This is a genomic window from Paracoccus sp. 08 (genome assembly GCF_024105395.1).
In the GTDB taxonomy this organism is placed as follows: domain Bacteria; phylum Pseudomonadota; class Alphaproteobacteria; order Rhodobacterales; family Rhodobacteraceae; genus Paracoccus; species Paracoccus marcusii.
Genome location: NZ_WEKR01000004.1, coordinates 69266 through 88353 on the forward strand (window position 1 = coordinate 69266; position 19088 = coordinate 88353).

A 19088-nucleotide genomic window follows, 5' to 3' on the forward strand; every position below is an offset into this window, starting at 1 on the left:
CGCACGGGGGACAGGCGATGAAGGACAAGGACACCGCGGAATTCCAGGACATGTTGGCCGCCCTGCGGATGCTGGGCGCGGACCCGGCGCCCGGCGCGTCGGTCGGGCGGGCGATGGCGCGGATGCAGACCACCGGCACCGCCGACCGGCCCAGTTGGGCCGCGCTTCAGCGGCTGGAGCGCGAGAACGAGCTGTTGATCGATCACGCGGAGATGCTGGCCTGCGCGCTTGGCGCCTGTCCGAACTGTTGGGGCACGCTTGAGGATTGCGAGGAATGCGGCGGCGTCGGGCGGCCCGGCGCCTTCAACCCGGACCGCACGTGCTTTGACCATTTCGTGCTGCCGGTCATCATCCGGGTGCTGGGCCACGGGCCCACCGAGACATCCGGCGCCTGATCCGCGCCGGAAGGGATACCTGCAGGGCCGTCTGTCGTGAGCGGTGTGGTGGTATTGGTGCCCGTCCTGCGGGTGGATCGGCGGAAGGCCGTCTGGGGCGGCCTTCCGCCGATCTTTTTCAGAACAGCGGCGGCAGATCGAACGGATCGGACGCGGCCGGACGCGTGGTGGCGATGGTCGCCCCCGGCCCCGACAGCGTCGCGATCTGCTGCGCCAGGATCGAGATCGCCTGGCTGGCCGCGGCCGCCGTCGCGGCCGGCCCCTGCGCGGTCATCGGAACGCGGATGTCAAAGCTGCGCGCGTGGTTCGTGCCGCCCCCCGAAAGGCCGTCGTCGGATACGAAATACCGCCCCGACAGGCGATAGGTGGTGTCGGCCTGCGCCAGGGCGCGTTCGACGCGCACCTCCAGGATGCGGGCGGGGGGCTGGGCCAAGGGCCAGGGCTCGCTGATGACGGTGGCGCCGGACACGTCGCTGATCGCGCGGGCCAGCGTCGTGGTAAAGGACCGGGCCGGGTCGTCCGCCCACAGGTTGTCCGAATTGGACCGCACCGCACCGTCGCCGGTCTGGAACGCGACCTCTTGGTCGGCGGCGTATTCGGGCAGGGACACGTCCTTGAGTTCCGCGGTGCCAAGGCGGTTGGGCACCTGGACCCCGGCCACCGGGGGGTCGATCAGGAAACGCCCGGTCTTTTCCGGATTGGAACAGGCGCCCAGCAGGGACGCCCCGATCAGGACGGCGATGGGCAGGGCAGGCAGGCGCAGGGCGCGGTGGGGCAGCATCATGTCTATCGTCCCAGAATGAAGGCGCGGGGGTTGCGTTCGATCAGCCGGGCGACCGAGCCGATGGAGGAGGTGGCACGCCGCAGCTCGCGCAGCGCCCCGATCAGTTCGTTGTTGAAGGCCGACCGGTCGCCATAGCTGGCGAACAGCGTGTCGGCCCGCGCCGCGGTGACCTGCAGGCGCTGCAGCAGGTCGGGCAGCTGCTGGACCGAGGCCGCGATCTGGTCGGCGGCCTGGCTGGCGCTGTCCAGCGCGCTGTTCAGGCTGCCCACGGCGTTTCCGTCGCGCAGGTCGTCCAGCAGGCCCGTGGCCGATTCCAGCACGTTGGACAGGTTGCGCGGCAGCTGTTCGGCATCCTCGCTGCCCAGCATGGCGCGCAGGTCGGCCAGGATTCCCTCAGCCTGCAGGCTGATCTCGGCAAAGCCGAATTCCTCGACCGAGGCGGCGGCGCTGTCGATCTGTTCGACCATCTCGGGGACGCCCACGGCGGCCTCGGACACGGCGGTGAAGGCGGCGGAGGCCTCGTCCAGCATCCGGGCCAGGGTCTGGCCGCTTTCGGCCTGCCGCAGGTCGCCCGTGATGGCGCTGATGTCGGCCAAGGCAACGCTGCCCCCCTCGATCGCCTCGCGCAGCGCACCGGGGATCGCGCGGGTATCCTGCGAGGTCGCCAGCGCGGTGATCCCGTCCAGCGTGTCGCGGGCCGAGGTCAGCAGCTCCTCGATGGGCAGGTTGCCGATGCGGTTGACCAGCCCCTGGGCGCTGGCAGTGAAATCGTCCAGATCGCCGGGCACCGACGGGATCAGCGGGTTCGGACCCGTTTCCAGGTCGATCGTCGCCGGGCCCGCATCGGGCATGTCGACCAGTTCGACCATCAAGGTGGTGCCCAGAAATCCGGCGCTGGCCACGCGCGCGCGCAGGCCGTCGCCGACCTCCTCGGTCAGCAGGGCCAGCGCGTCGTCGGCGGTCGATCCGTCCGGCAGGCCCATGCGCCGCGGAGAGATCACCATGCTGACCAGCTGGCGCGGCACGGTGTTGCCCTGCTCATCCTCGGTCAGGCTGACGGCCAGGTCGGTCACGCGACCGACGCGCAGGCCCTGGAACTGGACATCGGCGCCGGTGGACAGGCCCTCGACGCTGTCGTCGATCAGGATCCCCACGCGCAGCAGGCGGGTGTCGTCATCCTCGAACCGGGCGGTGCGGGCGGTGCCCTCGTCCGGCTGAACGGCGAATTCCTGTCCGGGTTCGATGGGCGCGCCGCCGCTGACGAAGGTCTCGAAGGCCACGCCGCCCTGCAGGAGCGACGACAGCGAATTGACGTTCAGCGCCACCCCCTGCGTCCCAAGCGAGACCGAGAAGCCGGACGTGTCCCAGAAGACGGTCGCGCTGGTCAGCCGCGCGTCATGGGGCGCCTCGACAAAGGCGTCCACGATGACGCGGTCGGTGCCGGAATCCACGCGGATGTTCTCCAGCCGCCCGACCTGAACGCCGCGGAACAGGACCGGGGCCCCTTCGGAGAGGCCGTCGGCGGTCTCCATCGACAGGGTGACCCAGGTGCCGGGCTGATCGTTGCGGATCAGCGGCGGGCGGTCCAGTCCGGTGAAACGTGCGGCCGGCTCGGACACCTCGGCGTCCCAGTAACCCTCGATGAAGGCGCCGCTGAGGACCGTGTCCAGACGGGTGACCCCCTGGGCGCTGACCTGCGGGCGGACGATCCAGAAGGACGCGTCGGCATCGATGAACTGCGCCACGTCGGTGTCCACGCGGACCGACACCACGACCCGCGACAGATCGTCGGTGAACTTGACCCCCTCGACCCCGCCCACGGTGATCTCGCGAAAGCGCAGGGTGGTCTCTCCGGGCGTGATGCCGGTGGCGTCCGCGAATTCGATCTCGATCACGCTGCCCCGGTCGCGGAACGCGTTCCAGGCGATGCCAAGCGTCACGATCAGCGCCACGATGGGCACGATCCATATGACGTTGATACCGGCCTGGGCCGCGCGGGCGGCCGTCTTGCGCACCGGGCTGGCCGGCGTCAGGGGCGGGGGTGTGTCCGTCATGAGGTCGTGATCCTTGGGCGTTCGTACTGGAAATGCAGGTGGTCAGGGTTCGCGGCGGGTGCGCAAGGGCAGGCCGCGCCAGATCAATCGTGCGTCAAAGCTTTGCGCAGAAAGCATCGTGAAGGCAACCGACAGGGCAAAGGACACCGCGGCCGGTCCCGGCCGGATCGAGGCGACGAAGCCCAGCTGCACCAGCGCCGACAGGATGGCCACGACAAAGACGTCGATCATCGACCAGCGACCGATAAATTCGACGACCTCATAGACCTTCAGCCGCGAATGGGCCTGGTCCACGCTGGCCGGGCGGCCCGCGACGACGGCCAGCCAGGCGATGGCCAGGAACTTGCCCACCGGCACGATGACCGAGGCCACGAAGACGATCAGCGCGATGTCGTAATTGCCGTAATGCATCAGCTCGACCACGCCGCCCAGGATCGTCGCCTCGGAGTTGCCGGCCAGGCCCGCGAAGGTCTGGGTGCTCATCATCGGGAAGACGTTGGCGGGGATATAGGCGATCAGTCCGGCCAGCCACCATGCCCAGACCTTCTGCAGGCCGCGCCGGTCGGGCGCGACCAGATGCGCGCCGCAGCGGTGACAGCGGGCCTGATCCTGGGGCCAGACCCGGCCGCAGCGGTGGCACCCCGACAGCCCGGCGCGATGCGCGGTCAGGACGGGGGCATCGGACTGTCCGGCAGGCGCGCTCATGCGTCGCCGGGGGCGGTCAGGGGGGCGGGGGTCTTGGCCTGATACTCGGTCTTCATGCCGGCATCCTCGATCGCGTCCCAGATCGAGGTCTGGCACATGAAGGCGCGGCTGGCGAGGTTCACGAAGATCAGCGCGCAGAATGCCCAGAAGGCCGGGCCCAGATGGACGGTGGCAAGACCTGCGACCTTGATCAGCGCGACCGCGGTGCCGATGACAAAGATCTCGGCCATGGACCAGGGGCGCAGCAGTTCGGACCAGCGGAAGGCGACGGCCGCGTGGCGATGCGGCGGACGCCCCTGCGCCAGAGGAACCAGCGTATAGAGCAGCAGGAACGCCCGCAGGATCGGCAGGCCGATGATCATCGCCAGAACCGCCAAGACCAGCGGCAGCAGAACCCCGTCGGCAAAGGCCAGCGCCACGTCGAACAGCGAGCTGGCATTGCCGAAGCCCATCGCCGACACCTCCAGGAAGGGAAAGAACACCGCCCCCACCAGCAGCACCATCGAGGTGAAGGCCAGCGCGATCAGCTGCGCGAACGCGCCGTCGCGCGGCTTGGCCAGGACCGTGCCGCAACGGATGCAGCGCGCGGTCTCTCCGACGTCCAGATCCTCCTGGACATGCAGGGCGTCGCAGAGCGGGCAGGCAATCAGCCCTTCGCCGGTCGACAGATCATATGTTTGTTCGCGTTCCATGCGCCGAAGATAAGCCTGACGGCCTGCGGTGCAAGCATGGCGCGAGCGGGCCACGCAGAATTGCACGCAGGCGCGGCGCTAATGCCGCGATCCAGCCCGCGCCGCCGATGTCAGGACGACCTGTCGCGGGCTGTTACCGCCCGCGGAACCGGCCTGGCCAAGCCGGAAGGTCAGCGCCAGGCGATAGGCGCCGGGCTGGGAATCGGTGGTGACATCGCCCTCCAGCTGCATCGAGAACGCCTCGATCAGCTGGCTGCCCAGGCCGGTGCCGCCCGCGGCCTCGTCCGGGCCGGTGGAGTTCACCACTTCCAGAAGGCCCTGCCCCGGCGTGGGAGAGGTCAACGACACGCGCACCCACGGATTGCCGCCATCCGCCGGATTGCCCGCGTATTTCATGGCGTTGGTGAAGGCTTCGGTCGTCAGCAGGGTCAGCGGCACCGCCTGGTCGGGCAGCATCGTCAGCGGCTGGATGTCGGTCTGCACCTGCAGGTGACGGCCTGCGCTGGCCGATGCGGTGGTCAGCTGGGCGATGATGTCGGTGATCAGCCGGTCGGCATAGACCTGATCCAGCTGTTCGGCCTGATACAGGTTGCGATAAATCGTGGCCAGCGCCGCCACCCGGTCCTGGACCGAGCGTAGCACGCGCTTGGCGTCCCGGTCGTCGATCAGGCGGCTTTGCATATTGATGATCGAGGCGATCAACTGAAGGTTGTTCTTGACCCGGTGATGGACCTCCTTGAGGAGGACGGTCTTTTCGGCGACGGCCTGCTCCATCGCCTCTTCGTCGCGGATCAGGATGCGGGCCATGTTGTGAAAGGTCTGGCTGACATCGGCGATCTCGGTCGGCGCATCGGCCAGGACTGGGGGCGGGCTGTCGCGATTGCCGATGGCGAAACGACGCATCTGTCCGCGCAGGACGGTGATGTGACGCAGGACCAGTCGGAACACCGCGAAATAGGCGACCGCCAGCGACACCACCCACAGCGCCACCGGCAGCATGACCGCGCCAAAGCGCGACAGCTGGAACAGACCGACGCCGGCGATGCTGGGGCTCCAGCTGCCAAGGGCATAGACCAGGCCGGGGACCACCGGCACGACGGTGAAGACGCGCATCTCTCCGCTGTTGGCGCGGGTGCGGAAGGTCGCCTCTCCCTGTCCGGGCAGGCTGACCAGGGGCACGTCGCGGGGCAGCAGTTGCGCCGGGTCGTCGCCTTGGCTGGTATCCGCGATCAGCACGCGGCCGGAATTGTTGAAGGTCAGGATACGCGCGCCTTCGGTCCCGAAATCCATCGCGTGGGTCGAACGCAGCAGCTCCTGCGTCAGGGACAGGGCGGTCAGGCCCAGGAATTCGCGGTCGCGATACAGGGGCTGCAGCACCACAACGACGGGTTCCCGGCTGACCGGCCCCTGGGCCATGGCGGTCACGGCGGTCATCGGGTTCTGCATAAAATCGCGGACCATGTCGCTGTTCGACAGGTCCAGCTGCGGGTCGTCCGGCCCGGCGGAACTGCATTCGACGCGCCCGTCCACCGGCACGAAGGCCGCATGGCGATAGGTGCCGCTGCGCTGCACGAAATTGCGCAGCAGATCCGAACACATGCCGGGCTGGCCCGCGCTTTCCAGGATCGCGGGGCCCAGGGCGTCGGCGGCCCCCAATGCGCTTTGCAGCAGAGCCCGCTCTCCGGCGGCGGCCGATGCGGTCCGGCCCAGCAGCGCGATTTCGGCGCTGCGTTCCGCCTCGCGCGACAGGTGTAGGTTCTGGACAAGAGAGATCAGGCCGATCGGAAGGATCGCGATGGACAACAGCGCCCCGAGCCGAAACCCGAGACGCCGCGTGAATTCCATCCGTTGGGTGATCCGCCTCAGCACACCGCCCGCCTCAGCGAGAACTGTAGTTGTTCTGCGCCATGACGGCCAGGGTCGCCTGGTCTGTCATGCTCAACTCCTCACCCTGTTCCAGGTGCAGCAGTTCAGCCAGCTTCCGGCGCCCGCGATTGGCGCGCGACTTGACCGTGCCGACGGCGACCTTGGTCATCTCGGCCGCTTCCTCGTAGGAAAAGCCCGATGCGCCGACCAGAATCAGTGCCTCGCGCTGTTCGTCGGGCAGCTTGTCGAAGGCCGCGCGGAAGTCGCGAAGGGCAAGGCGCCCGTCATGGTCGGGCCGCGTCGCCTGGCGGGCGGCATGGATGCCGTCACTGTCGCTGACCTCGCGTTTTGTCTTGCGGCGCGACGAATAGAACGTGTTGCGCAGGATGGTGAACAGCCAGGCGCGCAGGTTCGTTCCGGCCTGGAACTTGTCCATGTTCGTCCATGCCTTAACGATGGTGTCCTGCACCAGATCGTCGGCCGACGCCCCCTCGCGGGTCAGCGACAGCGCAAAGGCCCGCAATGCGGGCAGGTGGTCGACCAACTGGTCGCGCGGATGAACCGAAGGGGAATTGGTCATGGAAATGAAACACCGGAAAGCTTGGGGATCGAGGAACGCCGGGCCGGGAAACGGATCATTCCTGTTCCTTCAACTTCTTCAGCAGTTCCAGAAACCGATCGGGGATCTGGTCAGTTGCATCCTGCTCATAGACGCGTTTCAGGTTCTCATCGATCTGTTTTTCCACAGCCGCTCTCCTGCGGTCGTCTCGCTTTGGTGTCATATTCGTGTCAGTCCCGACAAACTTGTGCGCACAGCATGCAACCGATAGGGGGTTCAGTTGGTTCCCTGCAATACGCGATTTAAGAGGACTGTGTAATGACTGTTGCCGATCTGGCCCAATCCATCGGGCGCGAGCTTCCGTTTCTGCGTCGCTATGCGCGCGCCCTGACCGGCAGCCAGCGCGCCGGCGACAATTATGCAGCCGCCACGCTGGAGGCGATCCTGACCGATCGCAGCGTCCTGGACGGCGAAGACGACCTGCGCATCGCGCTGTTCAAGACGTTCCACGTGATCTGGCAAAGCTCGGGCCAGCCGGTGGACGATGCCGAGATGTCCGAACGTGAACGCCGGGCCCAAGGCCATCTGCGCGACCTGACGCCAAACTCGCGCGAGGCATTGCTGCTGCGCACGATCGAGGAGCTGCGCGCCGACCAGATCGCCCGCGTGATGCAGATCGAGGCTGCCGAGGCGGAGGAACTGGTCCAGATCGCGCTGAACGAGATGGGCCAGGCGCTGCGCGGCAAGGTCATGGTCATCGAGGATGAGATGATCATCGCGATGGACCTGAAGGGCATCGTCCAGGCAATGGGCCATGACGTCACCGGCGTCGCCCGCACCCACACCGCCGCGATCGAACTGGCCGGCAAGCACCGTCCCGACCTGATCCTGGCCGACATCCAGCTGGCCGACGGATCGTCGGGCGTCGATGCCGTCAACGAGCTGCTGGGCAGCATGGGCGACATCCCTGTGATCTTCATCACCGCCTTCCCGGAACGCTTGCTGACGGGCGACCGACCGGAGCCGGCCTTCCTGATCTCCAAGCCCTACAGCGAGGAGCAGGTGCGTTCGGCGGTCAGCCAGGCGATGTTCTTCGCCTCGACCGAGGGCCTGAACGCCTGAGGATAAGGACAGGGGCGCCCCGGACCGGGCGCCCCTTTCACTTTGCCTTCTCGGCCAGCAGTTCGTCAAAGCCGCGCCGTGCCTCGCGTGCCGCACGCATCCGGCGACGCCGTGCCAGTTCGACATTGATCAGCGCACCCAACAGCACCGAGAACCCCGCCAGATAGAACCACATCAACAGTGCCACCACGGTCCCGATCGAGCCGTAGATGCGGTTGTAGCTGTTAAAGCTGCCCAGATAGGCGGAAAAGGCGATCGACCCCGCCGACCACAGCACGGCCGCGAACAGCGCCCCCCAGGTGAAGATCGGCGTCCGCGGCGTCTTGACGTTGGGACCATAGCGATACAGCACCCCGATGGTCACGATCACCAGCAGGAACATCCCCGCCCAAGGCAGCACCGTCAGCAGCGATGCCCGCACGGGCGCAAAGACCAGGAAGTTCAGCAGCACCGGCACCACGACGATCGTCGCCAGCCCTGCAAGGGAGATCCCGACGATCACCAACGTCAGCGCATAGGCCAGCACGAAGCCGAAGATCGTCGAATGCGCCCGCACCCCATAGGCGGCGTTCAAGCCGCGGATCAGGGCGTCCACCCCCGCCCGCGCCGCGACGGTGGCGATCATGAACGACACGAACGACGTCCACCCGACCGATGTTTGGCCATTTTGCGTCAGCGTGGTCACCTGGTCGTCGACGATGTCGGACGCGCCGTCCGGCAGGAATTCATGCGCGACGTCCAGATAGGTCAGGACGACCATCGGGTCGAACCACAGGCTCCACAGCGCGATGATCGCGGCCAGTCCGGGAAACACCGCGAACATCGCATAGAACGCGACGCCCGCCGCGATCAGCGTCATGTGGGTCTTGTCCATCCGTTCGAAGATGGCGCCCCAGAATGATCCCAGATCCCGCAGCCAGTCCAGCATCCCGCCCCGCATCCCTTTTCGTCAGCATGGTCCGCGAAACCGGCCCGCGCAAGACTGCCGTCAGGTCGTGGCGAAACGCGCCCAGACCGAATCCTCGCCCAGCTTGGCCACGAATTCGGCATGGGCCTGCGCCTCGTCCTGGGTCAGGCGGGGCGGCAGGGGGCGGGGACGCGCGGCGCGTGGGCGCATCTGGCCATCGGGGCTGCGGGCAGCGTCGTCCTGTGCACCGGGCTTGTCCAGGACCAGGTCAGGCTGGCGGCCACCGATCAGTTCCAGATAGACCTCGGCCAGCAGTTCGCTGTCCAGCAAGGCGCCGTGCAGCTCGCGACCCGAATTGTCCACGCCGAAGCGGCGGCACAGCGCATCCAGCGTCGCGGGCGATCCGGGAAACTTCTCGCGTGCCAGCATCAGCGTGTCCAGCGCCCGCGACCATGGCAGCGGCTTGTGCCCCGCGCGTTTCAGTTCGGCGTTCAGGAATTTCATGTCGAAGCTGGCATTGTGGATCACCAGCTTGGCGTCGTCGGCGATGAAGTCCATGAAATCACTGACGATCGCCGCGAATTTCGGCTTGTCGCGCAGAAAGTCGTCGCCCAGGCCGTGGACGTCGAACGCCTCCTTGGGCATCGACCGTTCGGGGTTGATGTAGACGTGGAAGGTGCGCCCGGTGGGCAGGTGGTTCATCAGTTCCAGCGCGCCGATCTCGACGATGCGGTCGGCACCCTCGGCGTCGAAGCCGGTGGTTTCGGTGTCCAGGACGATCTCACGCATGGGGGGCAACCTCGTTCACGATGCGGGCGACGGCGGCACGGGCGCCATCCAGGCTGTCGGTCGGAATGATCCAGTCGGCGCGCGCACGCTTGTCCGCGTCGGGCATCTGGCGCGCCAGGATCATGGCCAGCGTATCGCGCGTCATGCCCGGACGCGCAAGCACGCGGGCCGCCTGAGTGGCAGGATCGGTGGACACCACCGCGACCCCGTCCAGATCGGGGGGATGCGCGCTTTCGAACAGCAGGGGGATGTCCAGGACAACCAGGGGTGCGCCCACATGTCGCGCCAGGAAATCCTGCCTGTCCCGTGCGACCAGGGGGTGGACGATCCCCTCCAGCCGCGCCAGTCCAGCAGGGTCGGCGGCAAGCGCGGTCTTCAGCGCGCCCCGGTCGATTCCGCCCTGAGCCAAGGCCGCGGGAAAGGCGGCGGCGACCGGCGCCACGGCCAATCCGCCCGGGGCATACAGACGATGGACGGCCTGATCCGCGTCCCAGACCGGGTGACCAAGATCGCGGAACATCTGTGCCGTGGTGGATTTGCCCATGCCGATGCTGCCGGTCAGGCCAAGACGAAAGGTCATTCCAGCGCGACCCGCCGCGCCTCGTCGTCGACATCGGGGCGCTGGCCGAACCAGCGTTCAAAGCCTGGGGCCGCCTGGTGCAGCAGCATTCCCAGACCATCGACCACGCGGCATCCGCGGGCCTGCGCCTCGGTCAGGAAGGGGGTCATCAGCGGGGTATAGACCAGGTCTGTGACCAAGGCGCCGGGCGACAGCGCGTCCAGCGGCACCCGCAGCGGCTGTTTTCCATCCATCCCAAGCGAGGTGGCGTTGACGACGGTGGATGCGCCTTCCAACATGTTGCCGACCTGGGCCCAGTCATAGACGACCAGCCGCGCCCCGAACTCTGCCTTTATCTGTTCCGCCCGCAGCCGCGTCCGGTTGACGATGCGCAACTCCTTGACGCCGCTGTCTAGCAGGGAGGCGACCACCGCGCGTGCCGCACCCCCCGCACCGATCACCGCGGCAGGGCCCAGATCGGGCTGCCAGTCGGGTTCGTTCTGCCGCAGGTTCGCGATGAAGCCATAGCCGTCGGTATTGTCGGCATGGATCTTGCCGTCGGGGCGAAAGATCAGCGTGTTGGCGGCACCGATCAGGGCCGCGCGGTCCGTGACCGTGTCCGCCAGCGTTAGGACCGCCTCCTTGTGGGGAATGGTGACATTGGCGCCGACGAAACCGGCACGCGGCAGGATGCGCAGAACTTCGGCCAGATGTTCGGGCATTACCGGGATCGGCACGTAATGGCCGGGCAGGCCATAGCGGGCCAACCAATGTCCGTGCAGGCGCGGAGAGCGCGAATGCGCAATGGGCATGCCGATCACGCCGGCCAGGGGCGCGTGGGTGATCTGGCTGGCGGGCAGGTCGTCTTGCATCGGCTTGATCATCACATGGCGTCTTTCGGTGCAGACTAGGCACACGGACGGCGTGGCGAAAGCCCCTGTCGGCATGTGGCGGCATATCCGTGGCGGATCGGGGCGGGCACGCTGTGGACAAATCCTCGGAGGAATCGGCGCCGGGGTTGGTGGCAACCCGCGTCAATCCCCTGCCTGTCCTGATTTGCCCTTGGAACAAAGCAGAAACAGCAGGGCGTTTTCCACAAGGGGACGAATCGGGCGTCCCGATCGGGCGGCCTGTGAAGGAATCGGCGGCCAAATCATTATCCGCAAAGTTATCCACATATGATCGCTTTGTTTACAAACGGTTTTCAGGTCGGCTTGCCGCTTTCGCACATGCTTGTCCACAACGCCTGATTCTGAGGAAATCCCGGTGAACAGAGTCCAATTCCTGCTATCCACAGGCCCTACTTCAACAACATTCCTTTCTTTATCTTTCTTATTTAAGAGAAGACCGAAGAGAGGTTTCGCGATGATCGACGGACTGGCCCTGATTTATCCCTATGCGAAGGCGTTCCACGTCATGGCCGTCATTTCGTGGATGGCGGGCCTGTTCTACCTGCCCAGGCTGTTCGTCTATCACGCCGAACGCAGTAGGGAATCGGCCGAACCGGTCGCAAGCTTCGTAATCATGGAACAGAAGCTGCTGCGGCTGATCATGAACCCGGCGATGATCGCCACGTGGGTCAGCGGATTGGCCCTGGTGATGACGCCGGGCATCGTCAGCTGGGACATGACCTGGCCGTGGGTCAAGGCGGCCTGCGTGATCGCGATGACCGTGTTTCACATGTGGTGCGCGCGCGAACGACGGCATCTGTCGGCCGGAATGGCCCGTGCCGGGCGGTCCTATCGGATGATGAACGAGGTCCCGACCCTGCTGATGGTCGGGATCGTGACCGCCGTGATCGTCAAGTTCTGATCGAAAAGATTGACTCGTGACCGGCGCGGCCTTATCTGCGCCCCAACCCCGGCCGTCCGGTACGGGATTCCCTTGAACACCTGTCTGCTCCGTCCGATACGTCGCGCGGCCGAAAGTTTGCATCAGAATGACCGAAGAACGCCTGAATCTGTCCGACCTCAAGGCAAAGAGCCCCGCCGACCTGCTGTCGATGGCGGAGGAGTGGGAGATCGAGAACGCCTCGACCATGCGCAAGGGCGAGATGATGTTCTCGATCCTCAAGGAGCATGCCGAGGAGGGCTGGGAGATCGGCGGCGAGGGCGTGCTGGAGGTCGTCCAGGACGGCTTCGGCTTTCTGCGGTCGACCGAGGCGAACTATCTGCCCGGACCGGACGACATCTATGTCAGCCCCGACATGATCCGTCAGCACTCGCTGCGCACGGGCGACACGGTGGACGGCGTCATCCGTGCGCCTGGCGACAACGAACGGTATTTTGCGCTGACGAAGGTCGAGAAGATCAACTTTGAGGAGCCGGAAAAGGCCCGTCACAAGGTCGCATTCGACAACCTGACGCCGCTTTACCCGGACGAACGCCTGAACATGGAGATCGAGGATCCCACCGTGAAGGATCGCAGTGCCCGGATCATCGATCTGGTGGCGCCGATCGGCAAGGGTCAGCGGTCGCTGATCGTGGCACCGCCGCGGACGGGCAAGACGGTTCTGCTGCAGAACATCGCCCATTCGATCGAGAAGAACCATCCGGAATGCTATCTGATCGTCCTGCTGATCGACGAGCGCCCCGAGGAAGTGACCGACATGCAGCGCAGCGTGCGCGGCGAGGTCGTGTCCTCGACCTTCGATGAACCGGCCAGCCGCCACGTTGCGGTGTCCGAGATGGTCATCGAAAAGGCAAAGCGTCTGGTCGAGCACAAGCGAGATGTTGTGATTCTTTTGGACTCTATCACAAGACTTGGTAGAGCGTTCAACACCGTTGTCCCCAGCTCGGGCAAGGTGTTGACCGGTGGTGTCGATGCGAATGCATTGCAGCGGCCAAAGCGGTTCTTCGGCGCGGCACGCAATATCGAGGAAGGCGGAAGTCTAACAATCATCGCCACGGCGCTGATCGACACCGGATCGCGCATGGACGAAGTGATTTTCGAGGAGTTCAAGGGTACGGGCAACAGCGAGATCGTCCTGGACCGCAAGGTTGCAGACAAGCGCGTCTTCCCGGCCATGGACATCCTGAAATCCGGTACGCGGAAAGAGGAACTGCTGGTCGACAGCAAGGACCTGCAGAAGACATATCTGCTGCGTCGCATCCTGAACCCGATGGGCACGACCGATGCCGTAGAGTTCCTGATTTCCAAGATGAAACAGACCAAGAGCAACGCCGAGTTCTTCGACTCGATGAACGCCTGACGAGGCAGCCATGGACCTGATCTTTGCAGAAGCCACCCCGCCTGGGCGGGGGGGAGTTTCTGTCATCCGTCTGAGCGGCACGAATGCTCGGCTGACTGCCGAGCGTCTTGTCGGCCAAATGCCTGACGCGCGTCATGCGTATTTTCGGACCTTGAGGCACGACGACGAGCCAATCGATCAGGTTTTGGCAATGTGGTTCCCAGAGGGTCAGAGTTTTACCGGCGACGAAGTGGCAGAACTGCATCTGCATGGTGCACCTGTGATCTCACGACGAGTCGGGTCCGCGCTGCTGTCCATGGGTGCCAGACCAGCGGAAGCCGGTGAGTTCACACGGCGGGCCTTTCTGAACGGCCGGATGGATCTTGCCGAAATCGAGGGGCTGGGTGATCTCCTTTCAGCAGAGACGGAGGCTCAGCGTAAGCTGGCCTTGCGCACCGCGAGCGGCGAGCTGGCCCAAAAGGCGTTGGAATGGCGGCAACTTCTGATCGAAGCTGGCGCTTTGGTCGAGGTCAGTGTTGATTTCGCGGACGAAGACGTTCCTGATGAGGTCCCCAATCGGGTTTTCGAAGCAATCGCCGAACTGCGCGAAGCGCTGCAGCGCGAATTGGCGGGATTTTCGTCGGCCGAACGGATCAGGATGGGGTTCGAAGTCGCTATCATCGGACCGCCAAATGCCGGAAAATCGAGTCTCCTGAACCGGTTGGCCCAGAGAGATGTGGCGATCGTATCTGATCGGGAGGGAACGACGAGAGATGTGATTGAACTTAAGTTCGATCTGAACGGGTTGCCCGTGACGTTTCTTGATACGGCAGGTTTGCGGGAATCCGAGGATGCCGTTGAGAGGATTGGGATAGATCGTGCATTGAACCGCGCTAAAAGTGCTGATCTGCGTATCCATCTTTCGCGTGACGGGGATATCGTCCAGGAACTTTGGCACCCTGATGACGTCATTGCGGTCAGCCATGCGGACATCCATGAAAGTGACGCTGATCTGACACTATCCGCAGTGACCGGGCATGGTATTAATAAAATGCTTGGTATAATCGGGGAAATACTGAGAGACCGTGTTTCATCTGCAGGTCTGATCAGTCATGAGCGGCAGCGTTTAGAAATCATTACCGCACTTGAGGCGGTTGAAGGTGTAGGGGGAGTGCCCGCAGAACTTATTGCGGAGAAGCTTCGTCTATCTGCAGCATCGTTAGATCGTTTACTTGGAAGAATCGGTGCGGACGACTATCTTGATGTTATCTTTTCGTCGTTTTGCATCGGCAAGTAGGAGTTGTTTCACGTGAAACATTACGACGTCGCAGTCATCGGTGGGGGGCACGCAGGCTTGGAAGCAGCTACCGCTGCGGCGCGCCTTGGTGCAACCGTAGCCCTGATCACCATGCGCCGCGAGGACATCGGTACGTTATCCTGCAATCCTGCTATCGGTGGACTTGGTAAAGGTCATCTGGTCCGCGAAGTTGACGCGATGGACGGTGTGATGGGACGGCTGGCTGATCAAGCCGGTATTCAGTTTAGACTTCTGAATCGTCGAAAGGGGCCTGCAGTTCAAGGGCCTAGGGCTCAGATGGATAGAGATCTTTATCGCGCCGCCGCTTGGGAGCTTATCTCCAGCTACGTTGGCGTTGATATCATGTTCGGCGAGGCTGTTGAATTTCTTGGCGATGCAAAAGTTGTCGAAGGTGTAAGCCTATCCGACGGAAGAGACGTGCGTGCTAAATCGGTTGTCTTGACAACAGGCACGTTCCTCAATGGCATGATACATATTGGCGACGTTAGCCGTCCTGCCGGTCGTTGGGGGGATAGGGCGGCAAGCAGGCTTGGTGAAAGCCTTGCCAAGTTTGCCCTGCCACTGGGTCGGCTGAAAACTGGAACGCCGCCGCGGATCAGAAAATCGTCAATCGATTGGGATAGTCTTGAATCTCAACCAGGTGACGAAACGCCGGTCACCTTCTCTTATCTTCCTGCCGTGTCGTTAGTTCAGCAGATCGATTGCAAGATCACACATACAAATGCGACGACACATCGAATCATCAACGATAATATTCAGAAATCTGCGATGTATGGCGGTCACATCAGTGGTCGCGGACCCAGATATTGCCCCTCTATAGAGGATAAAATAATTCGCTTTGCCGACAAAGATTCCCACCAGGTATTTCTGGAGCCGGAGGGATTGGATAGCGATATCGTTTACCCAAACGGCATTTCAACTTCTCTGCCTGAGGATGTGCAGCTAGCTTATGTTCGGTCCATCCGGGGGATGGAGAACGCGGAGATCACTCAGCCAGGGTATGCGGTCGAGTATGATTATATCGACCCCACGTCCCTAGATACGACGCTCGCAGTCAGATCAGTTCGCGGGCTGTTCTTGGCAGGTCAAATTAACGGAACGACAGGATACGAGGAAGCAGCTGCCCAAGGACTCGTTGCTGGCTTGAATGCCGCACTTAAGGCGGCAGACAAGGCACCTGTGACCTTTAGTCGGACAAACAGCTATATCGGTGTGATGATCGATGATCTGGTCACGAGAGGCGTGACAGAACCCTATCGTATGTTTACATCCCGCGCCGAGTTCAGATTGACCTTACGTGCGGACAATGCAGATCAACGTCTTACCCCGATGGCAATAGAGATAGGGTGCATTTCGAATGAACGGTCTGTGTCGTTTCAGGCGCGTCAATCGAAATACACTTATGCACGCGACCGTCTTAGCTCTGTTTTCTTATCACCGAATGATCTGAGCAATGCCGGATTCCACGTCTCGAGGGACGGGCAAAGAAGGACTGTCTTTAGCTTGCTCGGTCATAGCGATATCAATCCGGACAAACTCGCAGATATTGTTCCTGAACTGGCTGCTGTCTCCAGTGAAACATTGGTGCAACTGCGGAACGATGCTTTGTACGAGCAGTATACTGATCGGCAAAATAAAGATGCTGAGTTAATTAGAGCTAATGAGACTACATCTCTCGACCCTGATATTGACTACAGCGGCTTAGGTGGTCTCTCGTCGGAATTGCGTGGAAAGCTGTCGGATCGTCAACCTAAAACTGTGTTCGAGGCTTCAAAGATTGAAGGAATGACGCCAGCCGCTTTGACGCTATTGATCGTCGCTTCGAAGACAAGCGTGCGTCGTACTGCATGATTGTTTCACGTGAAACACATGAGAGGCTTATCGCATACGAAGCTCTCGTTCGGAAATGGAATGCGAAAATAAACTTGGTTGCGCCTTCGACACTTCCGGAGTTCAACTCAAGACATATTCAGGACAGCATTCAGATCTTCGATCACGTACAATTTCTGCAAGGGAATTGGGTGGACCTTGGAAGCGGCGGCGGACTTCCTGGAATAGTTATATCTATATATGCTCAGAAGGCCCCGCTGACAGTGTCCTTAGTTGAAAGCGATCAGCGGAAGTCGGCGTTTTTGCGCACAGTCATTCGAGAGCTATCGTTGCAAAATGTATCGATCCTGACAGGTCGTATAGAAAATGTTCCCCCACTCGCCGCAAACTTTGTTTCTGCTCGCGCGCTTGCTCCGTTGTCGGTCCTTCTTCCGATGGTGCGAAGGCACATGAACCCGGAGGGCACAGCAATATTCCTGAAAGGCCGTTCGTGGAAAGCGGAATGCAACAAAGCAAGGAAGGAATGGCGATTTGACGTTACCAGCTTTCCAAGTAAAACAGATCCAGACGCAGCCATTCTGAAAATTACCGGAGTCTCGCATGCCTGAACAGCATATTGTGGCAATCGCGAACCAAAAGGGCGGCGTTGGCAAGACGACGACCGCTGTTAACTTGGGTGCTGCCCTGGCGCAAGCAGGCTATCCGACAATACTTGTTGACTTGGACCCTCAAGGAAACGCGTCAACGGGACTGGGGATTGGGACCGGAGACCGTGATTTCACGGTCTATGACCTTTTGACCGGCGATGCGGATCTCATGACTGCAGCCGTCGACACTGCGGTTCCGAACCTGCGGGTTGTCCCATCGACATCCGATCTTGCGTCTGCCGATGTACAACTGTCCCAAGTTGCTGATCGCACACGTCTTTTGGAACGCCAGCTATCTGATGCACCACATGGAACGATCGTGCTGATCGACTGTCCTCCGGCCTTGGGTCTGTTGACGGTTAATGCGATGGTCGCGGCGTCCAGTGTTCTTGTTCCGCTTCAGGCGGAATTCTATGCCTTGGAGGGTTTGTCGCAGTTGCTGGGTACGGTGAAGCAGGTCCGCCAAGGCGCCAATCCCAAGCTCCGCATCAATGGCATTCTTCTTACGATGTCAGATTATCGGAACAACTTGTCGCAGCAGGTAGAGGCAGACGCGCGCGAGACGCTTGGCGATCTTGTGTATCCCACGGTCATTCCCAGAAACGTCCGCGTGTCCGAGGCCCCGTCACATGCGCAGCCGGTGTTGATCTATGATCCGTCGTCAAAGGGTAGCCACGCATATCGTCAATTCGCGACCGAATTCACGGCGCGCCTGAAACTGATCCCGGAGATTGCGTGATGTCGGACAGCAAAATTGCGAAACGTGGCCTCGGCCGGGGTCTGTCCGCATTGATGGCCGACATGGACTTGGGCGACAGCGCAGGTCCTGCGCAATCGCGAGACCGCATGATGCTCCCAATTGAGCAGATCACCGCTAATCCTGACCAGCCGCGTCGGACCTTCGATCCGGATGCGTTACAGGAGCTTGCCGCCTCCCTGCGACAGCGCGGTGTGCTTCAGCCCCTTATCGTGCGTCCCCACCCACAGGACAAGGATCTCTATCAGATCGTCGCGGGCGAACGGCGCTGGCGTGCGGGCCAAATGGCGCAACTGCATGAGATGCCGGTCATCATCCGCGACATGTCGGATACCGAGGTTCTTGAAGTCGCCATCATCGAGAACATTCAGCGTGCCGACCTGAATGCGATCGAAGAAGCGGCATCGTTCCGGCAACTGATGGACCGTTTCGGTCATACGCAGGAAAAACTGGCCGAAGCGCTGAACAAGAGCCGCAGTCACATCGCAAACCTCCTCAGGCTGCTGTCATTGCCCGATTCTGTCCAGGATATGGTCAAGGACGGCAAGCTCAGTGCGGGGCACGCCCGCGCCTTGATCACGGCTCCCAACGCCGCGCAGTTGGCCCGTAGGGTCAGTGAAAAAGGCCTGTCGGTCCGTGATACCGAAGAGATGGTGCGAAAGCTGTCGCAGGACGGCGGTGAAAAGCCGCGCAAGGCCTCGCGAAGCGCTGCAAAGGATGCCGATACCAAGGCGCTGGAGGCAGATCTGGGTGCTCATCTGAAGATGCGCGTGCAGATTTCACATGGCGGTGCAGACGGGGGGCAGTTGACGATCACCTATCGTGATCTGGACCAACTGGATCAGCTGTGCCAGCTTCTTGGAGGTAATCGCTGACCATATATAGTATATGGTAAGGGAGTTGCTGCCAAATCC

At 62.6% G+C, this 19088-nt stretch carries 20 protein-coding genes; 9 read left to right on the top strand and 11 right to left on the bottom strand.

The window, feature by feature from the left end; translation table 11 throughout:
- Window positions 1-17: 17 nt before the first annotated feature.
- The gene (locus tag GBO37_RS01905; RefSeq protein WP_045981913.1) at window positions 18-395 is read left to right on the top strand and encodes a hypothetical protein; all 378 of its coding nucleotides are present in this window, start codon (window positions 18-20) and stop codon (window positions 393-395) included.
- A 118-nt stretch (window positions 396-513) separates the two neighbouring features.
- Here the strand turns inward: GBO37_RS01905 and GBO37_RS01910 are convergent, their stop codons facing one another.
- The 7 genes from GBO37_RS01910 to GBO37_RS01940 all read right to left on the bottom strand — a co-directional run bounded on the left by GBO37_RS01910 (window position 514) and on the right by GBO37_RS01940 (window position 7242).
- Complete coding sequence (locus GBO37_RS01910; RefSeq protein WP_252926761.1) at window positions 514-1179, bottom strand: membrane integrity-associated transporter subunit PqiC; 666 nt, start codon at window positions 1177-1179, stop codon at window positions 514-516.
- Between the two features lie 2 nt (window positions 1180-1181).
- Window positions 1182-3233: an intermembrane transport protein PqiB gene (locus tag GBO37_RS01915; RefSeq protein WP_252926764.1), complete on the bottom strand. Its 2052-nt coding sequence runs from the start codon at window positions 3231-3233 to the stop codon at window positions 1182-1184.
- 42 nt (window positions 3234-3275) lie between these two features.
- Window positions 3276-3938 carry a paraquat-inducible protein A gene (locus tag GBO37_RS01920; RefSeq protein WP_045981912.1) on the bottom strand — a complete coding sequence of 221 codons (663 nt, stop codon included), beginning with the start codon at window positions 3936-3938 and terminating at the stop codon, window positions 3276-3278.
- A complete protein-coding gene (locus GBO37_RS01925) occupies window positions 3935-4630 on the bottom strand; it encodes a paraquat-inducible protein A (protein WP_252926766.1) in 696 nt (231 codons plus the stop codon). The genes GBO37_RS01920 and GBO37_RS01925 overlap by 4 nt, the downstream gene beginning before the upstream one ends.
- Before the next feature lie 78 nt (window positions 4631-4708).
- Window positions 4709-6433, bottom strand: a complete 1725-nt coding sequence (locus tag GBO37_RS01930; protein ID WP_252926770.1) for a sensor histidine kinase — start codon at window positions 6431-6433, stop codon at window positions 4709-4711.
- A 76-nt stretch (window positions 6434-6509) separates the two neighbouring features.
- Window positions 6510-7076, bottom strand: a complete 567-nt coding sequence (locus GBO37_RS01935; RefSeq protein ID WP_045981909.1) for an RNA polymerase sigma factor — start codon at window positions 7074-7076, stop codon at window positions 6510-6512.
- Window positions 7077-7131: 55 nt separating this feature from the next.
- Complete coding sequence (locus GBO37_RS01940) at window positions 7132-7242, bottom strand: NepR family anti-sigma factor (protein WP_231558891.1); 111 nt, start codon at window positions 7240-7242, stop codon at window positions 7132-7134.
- 131 nt (window positions 7243-7373) lie between these two features.
- Here GBO37_RS01940 and GBO37_RS01945 point away from each other — a divergent pair, with 131 nt between their 5' ends.
- Complete coding sequence (locus GBO37_RS01945) at window positions 7374-8177, top strand: response regulator (protein WP_252926772.1); 804 nt, start codon at window positions 7374-7376, stop codon at window positions 8175-8177.
- A 37-nt stretch (window positions 8178-8214) separates the two neighbouring features.
- Here the strand turns inward: GBO37_RS01945 and GBO37_RS01950 are convergent, their stop codons facing one another.
- The 4 genes from GBO37_RS01950 to GBO37_RS01965 are packed head-to-tail and all read right to left on the bottom strand — an operon-like array spanning window position 8215 to window position 11304.
- On the bottom strand, window positions 8215-9105 hold the full coding sequence (locus GBO37_RS01950) for a YihY/virulence factor BrkB family protein (protein WP_232303326.1): 891 nt from the start codon (window positions 9103-9105) through the stop codon (window positions 8215-8217).
- A gap of 60 nt (window positions 9106-9165) precedes the next feature.
- On the bottom strand, window positions 9166-9873 hold the full coding sequence (dnaQ, locus tag GBO37_RS01955; RefSeq protein ID WP_148910815.1) for a DNA polymerase III subunit epsilon: 708 nt from the start codon (window positions 9871-9873) through the stop codon (window positions 9166-9168).
- Complete coding sequence (gene coaE, locus GBO37_RS01960; protein WP_252926775.1) at window positions 9866-10453, bottom strand: dephospho-CoA kinase; 588 nt, start codon at window positions 10451-10453, stop codon at window positions 9866-9868. Before coaE ends, dnaQ begins: the two co-directional genes overlap by 8 nt.
- Window positions 10450-11304: a shikimate dehydrogenase gene (locus GBO37_RS01965; RefSeq protein ID WP_252926827.1), complete on the bottom strand. Its 855-nt coding sequence runs from the start codon at window positions 11302-11304 to the stop codon at window positions 10450-10452. Before GBO37_RS01965 ends, coaE begins: the two co-directional genes overlap by 4 nt.
- Window positions 11305-11797: 493 nt before the next feature.
- On the opposite strand from GBO37_RS01965, the gene GBO37_RS01970 reads away from it, so the two are divergent.
- From GBO37_RS01970 to GBO37_RS02000, 7 genes are all read left to right on the top strand, one after another.
- Entirely contained in the window at window positions 11798-12244 is a 447-nt protein-coding gene (locus GBO37_RS01970) for a CopD family protein (RefSeq protein WP_252926778.1), read from the top strand.
- Between the two features lie 127 nt (window positions 12245-12371).
- Complete coding sequence (gene rho / locus GBO37_RS01975; RefSeq protein ID WP_045981904.1) at window positions 12372-13643, top strand: transcription termination factor Rho; 1272 nt, start codon at window positions 12372-12374, stop codon at window positions 13641-13643.
- A 10-nt stretch (window positions 13644-13653) separates the two neighbouring features.
- A complete protein-coding gene (gene mnmE / locus GBO37_RS01980; RefSeq protein ID WP_252926781.1) occupies window positions 13654-14919 on the top strand; it encodes a tRNA uridine-5-carboxymethylaminomethyl(34) synthesis GTPase MnmE in 1266 nt (421 codons plus the stop codon).
- A 12-nt stretch (window positions 14920-14931) separates the two neighbouring features.
- Window positions 14932-16791, top strand: a complete 1860-nt coding sequence (mnmG, locus tag GBO37_RS01985) for a tRNA uridine-5-carboxymethylaminomethyl(34) synthesis enzyme MnmG (RefSeq protein ID WP_252926787.1) — start codon at window positions 14932-14934, stop codon at window positions 16789-16791.
- Window positions 16788-17378, top strand: coding sequence for a 16S rRNA (guanine(527)-N(7))-methyltransferase RsmG (rsmG, locus tag GBO37_RS01990; protein ID WP_252926790.1), 591 nt, complete (start codon window positions 16788-16790; stop codon window positions 17376-17378). Before mnmG ends, rsmG begins: the two co-directional genes overlap by 4 nt.
- A complete protein-coding gene (locus GBO37_RS01995) occupies window positions 17371-18156 on the top strand; it encodes a ParA family protein (RefSeq protein WP_252926793.1) in 786 nt (261 codons plus the stop codon). Before rsmG ends, GBO37_RS01995 begins: the two co-directional genes overlap by 8 nt.
- The gene (locus GBO37_RS02000) at window positions 18156-19049 is read left to right on the top strand and encodes a ParB/RepB/Spo0J family partition protein (protein WP_045981901.1); all 894 of its coding nucleotides are present in this window, start codon (window positions 18156-18158) and stop codon (window positions 19047-19049) included. The genes GBO37_RS01995 and GBO37_RS02000 overlap by 1 nt, the downstream gene beginning before the upstream one ends.
- Window positions 19050-19088: the final 39 nt, after the last annotated feature.

Excerpts from the sequence above, each read along its gene's own strand:
- GBO37_RS01905 (WP_045981913.1), top strand. The coding sequence starts at position 18 with ATGAAGGACAAGGACACCGCGGAATTCCAGGACATGTTGGCCGCCCTG.
- GBO37_RS01910 (WP_252926761.1), bottom strand. The coding sequence starts at position 1,179 with ATGATGCTGCCCCACCGCGCCCTGCGCCTGCCTGCCCTGCCCATCGCC.
- GBO37_RS01915 (WP_252926764.1), bottom strand. The coding sequence starts at position 3,233 with ATGACGGACACACCCCCGCCCCTGACGCCGGCCAGCCCGGTGCGCAAG.
- GBO37_RS01920 (WP_045981912.1), bottom strand. The coding sequence starts at position 3,938 with ATGAGCGCGCCTGCCGGACAGTCCGATGCCCCCGTCCTGACCGCGCAT.
- GBO37_RS01925 (WP_252926766.1), bottom strand. The coding sequence starts at position 4,630 with ATGGAACGCGAACAAACATATGATCTGTCGACCGGCGAAGGGCTGATT.
- GBO37_RS01935 (WP_045981909.1), bottom strand. The coding sequence starts at position 7,076 with ATGACCAATTCCCCTTCGGTTCATCCGCGCGACCAGTTGGTCGACCAC.
- GBO37_RS01945 (WP_252926772.1), top strand. The coding sequence starts at position 7,374 with ATGACTGTTGCCGATCTGGCCCAATCCATCGGGCGCGAGCTTCCGTTT.
- GBO37_RS01950 (WP_232303326.1), bottom strand. The coding sequence starts at position 9,105 with ATGCTGGACTGGCTGCGGGATCTGGGATCATTCTGGGGCGCCATCTTC.
- dnaQ (WP_148910815.1), bottom strand. The coding sequence starts at position 9,873 with ATGCGTGAGATCGTCCTGGACACCGAAACCACCGGCTTCGACGCCGAG.
- coaE (WP_252926775.1), bottom strand. The coding sequence starts at position 10,453 with ATGACCTTTCGTCTTGGCCTGACCGGCAGCATCGGCATGGGCAAATCC.
- GBO37_RS01965 (WP_252926827.1), bottom strand. The coding sequence starts at position 11,304 with ATGCAAGACGACCTGCCCGCCAGCCAGATCACCCACGCGCCCCTGGCC.
- GBO37_RS01970 (WP_252926778.1), top strand. The coding sequence starts at position 11,798 with ATGATCGACGGACTGGCCCTGATTTATCCCTATGCGAAGGCGTTCCAC.
- rho (WP_045981904.1), top strand. The coding sequence starts at position 12,372 with ATGACCGAAGAACGCCTGAATCTGTCCGACCTCAAGGCAAAGAGCCCC.
- mnmE (WP_252926781.1), top strand. The coding sequence starts at position 13,654 with ATGGACCTGATCTTTGCAGAAGCCACCCCGCCTGGGCGGGGGGGAGTT.
- rsmG (WP_252926790.1), top strand. The coding sequence starts at position 16,788 with ATGATTGTTTCACGTGAAACACATGAGAGGCTTATCGCATACGAAGCT.
- GBO37_RS01995 (WP_252926793.1), top strand. The coding sequence starts at position 17,371 with ATGCCTGAACAGCATATTGTGGCAATCGCGAACCAAAAGGGCGGCGTT.
- GBO37_RS02000 (WP_045981901.1), top strand. The coding sequence starts at position 18,156 with ATGTCGGACAGCAAAATTGCGAAACGTGGCCTCGGCCGGGGTCTGTCC.